This window comes from Methanospirillum sp., assembly GCF_035560735.1.
In the GTDB taxonomy this organism is placed as follows: domain Archaea; phylum Halobacteriota; class Methanomicrobia; order Methanomicrobiales; family Methanospirillaceae; genus Methanospirillum.
This window is the reverse complement of record NZ_DATMYY010000409.1, coordinates 1-5144: the sequence shown is the minus strand read 5'-3', so window position 1 is coordinate 5144 and position 5144 is coordinate 1. Positions and strand designations below refer to the sequence as shown.

Here is a 5144-nt window from a genome sequence, read left to right as displayed (position 1 = left end):
AGGCGTTGAAAGTTAGTGGTCTTGCTTTGAATGCAAGAAGAGTTCATTTTGAAATTGTATTGCTTCTGGCCCTGACATCGTGCGTAAGCATGTAACCAATAGACCGGCAGTTGCGCAGGATAGTAAAACGCTCCGAAACATCCCAGTGTTAGCTGTTGGTGATTTTTTATTTCCATGGCTATGGCGGGAATCCCTGGTTATGATAGGGATTGACTTCTGTAGTTTACGGAGCATGGCTCAGATTCATTCATTGCAGGTTGCATGTACACAATAATAAAGTCTTGTGGAAGAGGATTCAATATGAATAGGAAACTCAAAGTTCTTTTCATAGCCATGATGTTAGTGGCTGCAGTCTTTTTAAGTGGCTGTATAGGTAGTGATTCGGCAAAGGAAAGTGATTCAAGTTCTGGCAATATCACGGAAAAAATAAATCCTGTTACCGAAAAAGAAAACAGCAGTAATGATAAATTGATGAGGGGTGCAGAGGATATTGGTTCTAACGGAACCAACGATGGTACACCTATTAATTCCTCCAATGTTACTAATAACACATCTAACACCGCAAGTTATTCTGACAACAATGTAAGCTCATCGACACATCATTCAAGTAGCGATCATCCCAGCAGCAGTAGTTCTTCACAAGCAAGTAACTCAGATGACTCAGATGATACGGTAGAGATTACTGATGTGGTAGGAAGGACAGTGACAATTCCTACTCCTGAAAACATTGATAAAGTAAGTTGCCTGCATCCGATTCCCACATATATGACTTGGAGATTGGCACCAGATAAACTAAACAGTATAGATATGGTGTTCAGCGCAAATCCTCGTTTGGTACCAGAAGATGCAAATGAGACTCTAAATAGTCTACCTGTCACAGGGGTATTCTTCAAAGGTATGAACCAGGAACAGATGCTGGCACTGGATCCTGATGTGATTGTATCTATGACAAAAGATCCAAACCTGGACCAGGAACAGACTGATTATGCAGCACCCGTAGTTGCTATTTCTAAAGACAATCTGACAGACTACGAGCAATCATTCAGATTAATGGGCGAGGTACTGGGTAATGAGGAAGAAGCAAATGAACTTGCAGATTACTGGAACGATTCAATCAACAAGGTAACGGATATTACTTCGACGATTCCAGAGGATCAGAGTGTAAAAGTTTATTATGCGTCCCACGATGGCCCGCTTTCAACTGTAGGACCGCTTACAGTAATGAGTTCGATAATCGACCTGGCAGGTGGTGTCGATATGTATGACACAAACACTTCTCTGACTTCTGCCCAGAAAGTCGATGAGCATCTTGTAGTCAACATTGAGCAGGTCCTTCTCTGGAATCCTGATGTAATAATTACAAAGACGGAAACAGAGAAGAATACAATTCTAAACGATACTCAGTGGCAATCCATCAATGCGGTGAAGAACGGCCGTGTATGCGCAGCTCCCCGTTGGGAATCACTGGACGGAATCCAATCTATTATGGGTCTAATGTGGACAGCAGAGAAACTGTATCCGGATAAAGTAACGTTTGATTTCAATAACGAGACACGTGAGTTCTACTCGGAGTTCTACCTCTACGACAACATAACAGATGAAAAGATCGCTGAGACGGTAGTATGACAAGCCCGGTAATGTCTTATGAAAAAATACTTCAGAAAAGTATAGATGAGCCTATCGATTACGATGAGGCTCTCTTTCTTTTTAAAGAGACCGAGAATTTCGCAAAAGCACAGGATATGTTCCGGACAGCCCTAGCAGTAAGAAATAAGGAGATAGGAAACACTTTCCGATGGAGCGGGGGAATTGCCTCGGTTCTTCCCTGCAAACTGAAGCCACTATGTTCATATTGCCCATACTGGACCAAGGACACGACTCAGCCCCTAACCATTGATGAAATAAAGACTGGTGTGAAATACATTGAAGAGCAGGGACTGAAGGAATTCCATCTTAGCGGTGGCACAGACCGGCGGTCAGATGGCAGGGACATTGTTGAGATAGTACGCGCAATCACTCCCCTTACATCAGCTGACATAACGGTTAATGTCGGTGCTGCCATGTCAGAGGAAAGTATCCTGGAACTGAAACGGCTTGGAGTGAAACGGATAGGAGCATCCTTTGAGACTGCGAATCGTGACCTGTTCCGAAAGGTCAAGGCAGGAGACAGCTTCGATGCCAAGGTGAAATTGGCAGGGATGATTAACGATGCAGGGCTGGAGTTCGGTACCGGGATGCTTGCCGGGTTGACGACAGGGACTGAACGCTACAAAGATTATGTGGATTTCATGTTCTTTGTCCGCCAGTTCAGAAACCTGAAAAGCGTGTATGTGAGTCGCTTCTTCCCGGTCAGGGGAACACCTATGGAGGAACACCCGCGCTGCTCGACAATGGAAGGCTCCCGCATAATCGCAATAATGCGTCTGGTTCTGAGGGATATAGACATCGGACCGGCGGCGGGGTGGAGCTATGATGATATTCCCATGTGGGTCATGGCTGGTGGAGGCAACCGTATTGGCGGTGTGCATATCAATCGTGTTCCGGCCTACAGGAACAACTGGTACCTGCACTCAGCACTGGAATATCGTGATCGCATGGAGTATCGTAATACCATCGCTACTGCTGCGGAGCTTCTCAAAGAATCAGGTATTGAAAAAGTAATTTTTTGAGTAATTTCTGAGCTAACGAATGAATTTCAGGACCTGTCTGAGAACTAACCGGGAAGTATTGAAGGGATGATACGGATTGGCCTGTATTGAGACAATCGCTGAATCTAAGATTTCCATCCTAAGGGTATGTTAATCACGAGACGAGTGGAAATAGACGAACAGGAAAACACGAATAACTCCGATGATGTTCTTAGTTACGGGGCTAAACACAGGTTATATCCGGGTAAGGCATCGATAAACTTTATTTTATTTCTGCTGTTGATCGGTGTTCTTATCACATCCCTCTTCATGGGCAGATACCCTGTTGACCCTGTTACTGTTGTGGTCATCGTAGTTGCCGGTATTCTGGAACGGATCGGAGATATGGTAGCAATCATTTCCGGCGTAAGGATAGGTTTCTTCTGGTCTATACCGCATACATGGTCCGCAGTTATGGATACGGTCGTCTGGGACGTGAGATTACCTAGGGCAGTCGCTGTCATCCTCGCAGGGTCAGGTCTTGCAGTCTCAGGTGCCACATATCAGGGTGTTTTTCGCAATCCGCTGGTTTCCGAATCCATTCTGGGCGTTTCTGCCGGTGCAGGGGTAGGTGCAGCCCTGGCAATACTGATGGATCAGGGAACCAGTGTAATACAATTGTCAGCATTCGTTTTCGGGCTGCTTGCAGTGAGTATGACCTTTGTGATAAGTCGTGTCTATCGCAGCAATCCTACACTGGTGCTTGTGCTGGCAGGAATAATTGTAGGAGGCCTGTTCTCTGCAATGATTTCACTGCTGAAATTTGTGGCTGATCCTTATAGCAAGCTTCCTGATATTGTCTTCTGGCTTATGGGTTCGTTTGCCAGGGCTTCTACAGCTAATTTTATTCTGGTCGTACCGGTTATTCTAATTGCCATGATGGTAATTGTCCTGCTGCGATGGCAGCTTAATGTTATTTCCATGGGTGATGAAGAGGCCAGATCTCTGGGAATAGATATCAGGTGTTTCCGTCCGGTGGTTATTGTCTGTTCTACTCTACTGACCGCTGCAGCCGTCTGCATCGGAGGCGTGATCGGCTGGGTGGGGCTGATAATACCTCATATTTCCAGGATGCTGGTTGGTCCTGATCATAAAGACATGATAATAGCATCCATACTGTTAGGAGGTTCCTATCTGCTGGCAGTCGATACGATATGCAGGACGCTGACATATGTAGAAATACCCATCAGTATAGTCACTTCGATTCTGGGTGCCCCGCTATTTTTATACCTGTTATATAAAGCTAAAAAGACGTGGTCATGATGTGTGCAAGACTTGAAGTAAAAAATGCTGCCTTTTCCTATGATGGGAAAAGAAACATCTTCGAGAATATCTCATTCTCGGTAGATTCGGGGGATGTGTTTTGTATTCTCGGACCCAACGGCACCGGCAAATCAACTCTTCTTCGCTGCCTCTGTAACCTGTATCCGCTGAATGCGGGAAGTATCTATATCGATGGAAAGGACATTTCGTCGTATGCGCCAAAAAAACTTGCGAAGAAAATAGGTTTCATTCCTCAGATCCATACTCCAACCTTTCCGTATTCCGTACTTCAGGTGGTCATGATGGGTAGAACCCCTCACCTGAATACGTTTGCTTCTCCTTCTCACAGAGATAGAGAAATTGCGCTTGAGGCTCTCAGGACAGTGAACATTGAGCACATCCGGGACAGGCCATACACAGAACTCAGTGGTGGACAGATGCAGCTTGTGCTTATGGCTCGTGTGCTTGCCCAAGAACCTGAGATTCTCCTGCTTGACGAGCCGACTTCTCATCTGGATGTAGGCAACCAGATTTACACAATAAAAATGATAAGAAAACTGTCTCAAAAGGGACTGGCACTGGTGATGACCTCACATTTCCCGGATCATACGTTCCTTTCATCCAGCAAGGTGGGTATCATGAAAGACCGGAAGTTTCTGGCAATGGGCCCGGCTGAAGTCGTGGTTACTGAAAAGAATCTTCAGGAAGCCTATGGAGTACCAATCAAGATTATCAGCATGGACGGTGAGATTAAACGCAAAATTGCTGTACCAGTAGTCAAGGATTAAACCTCAGGTCTTGCTTGCAACCAGAATACAAAGAGGATCAAGTGTTTTAACGTTATAAAATCTGATCTCTTCTTTTCCATACCTTTTGAGGATAAAGGGTTGAGATTTTCTTTATTGAAATCCGGGATGAAGACCTGTACCGGGAAGTACCTCTCGATCCCGAAAGCTTCGTTTAAGTATCTCCAGGAATGAAGGTTCCAGGTAGTGATGAATAACCTTTCCTGAGAGCTTATCATGTCCAGAAATTCATAAAAGGTATCAAAACCTCCGGGCTTTCGCATGTAAGGATAGTGGCAGTTGTCAAAGAGCACTATCCTTTAGCAGGACTCTTGAAGTATTCAGAGGAGATTCAAGGCATTAATTTAATGGAAACAAAATTCTGCTGGAACTTTTAAATATTTATAGC

5 protein-coding genes are annotated in these 5144 nt (G+C 44.8%); 4 read left to right on the top strand and 1 reads right to left on the bottom strand.

Annotated elements, in window-relative coordinates:
• The first annotated feature begins 300 nt into the window (after window positions 1-300).
• From VN429_RS12220 to VN429_RS12205, 4 genes are all read left to right on the top strand, one after another.
• Window positions 301-1626, top strand: a complete 1326-nt coding sequence (locus tag VN429_RS12220) for an ABC transporter substrate-binding protein (protein WP_325633729.1) — start codon at window positions 301-303, stop codon at window positions 1624-1626.
• Window positions 1623-2669 carry a radical SAM protein gene (locus tag VN429_RS12215; RefSeq protein ID WP_325633726.1) on the top strand — a complete coding sequence of 349 codons (1047 nt, stop codon included), beginning with the start codon at window positions 1623-1625 and terminating at the stop codon, window positions 2667-2669. Before VN429_RS12220 ends, VN429_RS12215 begins: the two co-directional genes overlap by 4 nt.
• 288 nt (window positions 2670-2957) lie before the next feature.
• A complete protein-coding gene (locus VN429_RS12210; RefSeq protein ID WP_325633724.1) occupies window positions 2958-3950 on the top strand; it encodes a FecCD family ABC transporter permease in 993 nt (330 codons plus the stop codon).
• On the top strand, window positions 3947-4738 hold the full coding sequence (locus VN429_RS12205; protein WP_325633722.1) for an ABC transporter ATP-binding protein: 792 nt from the start codon (window positions 3947-3949) through the stop codon (window positions 4736-4738). The genes VN429_RS12210 and VN429_RS12205 overlap by 4 nt, the downstream gene beginning before the upstream one ends.
• On the opposite strand, the gene VN429_RS12200 is transcribed toward VN429_RS12205, so the two are convergent.
• The gene (locus tag VN429_RS12200) at window positions 4735-5019 is read right to left on the bottom strand and encodes a hypothetical protein (protein ID WP_325633720.1); all 285 of its coding nucleotides are present in this window, start codon (window positions 5017-5019) and stop codon (window positions 4735-4737) included. The two genes, VN429_RS12205 and VN429_RS12200, sit on opposite strands and share 4 nt — an antisense overlap.
• Window positions 5020-5144: the final 125 nt, after the last annotated feature.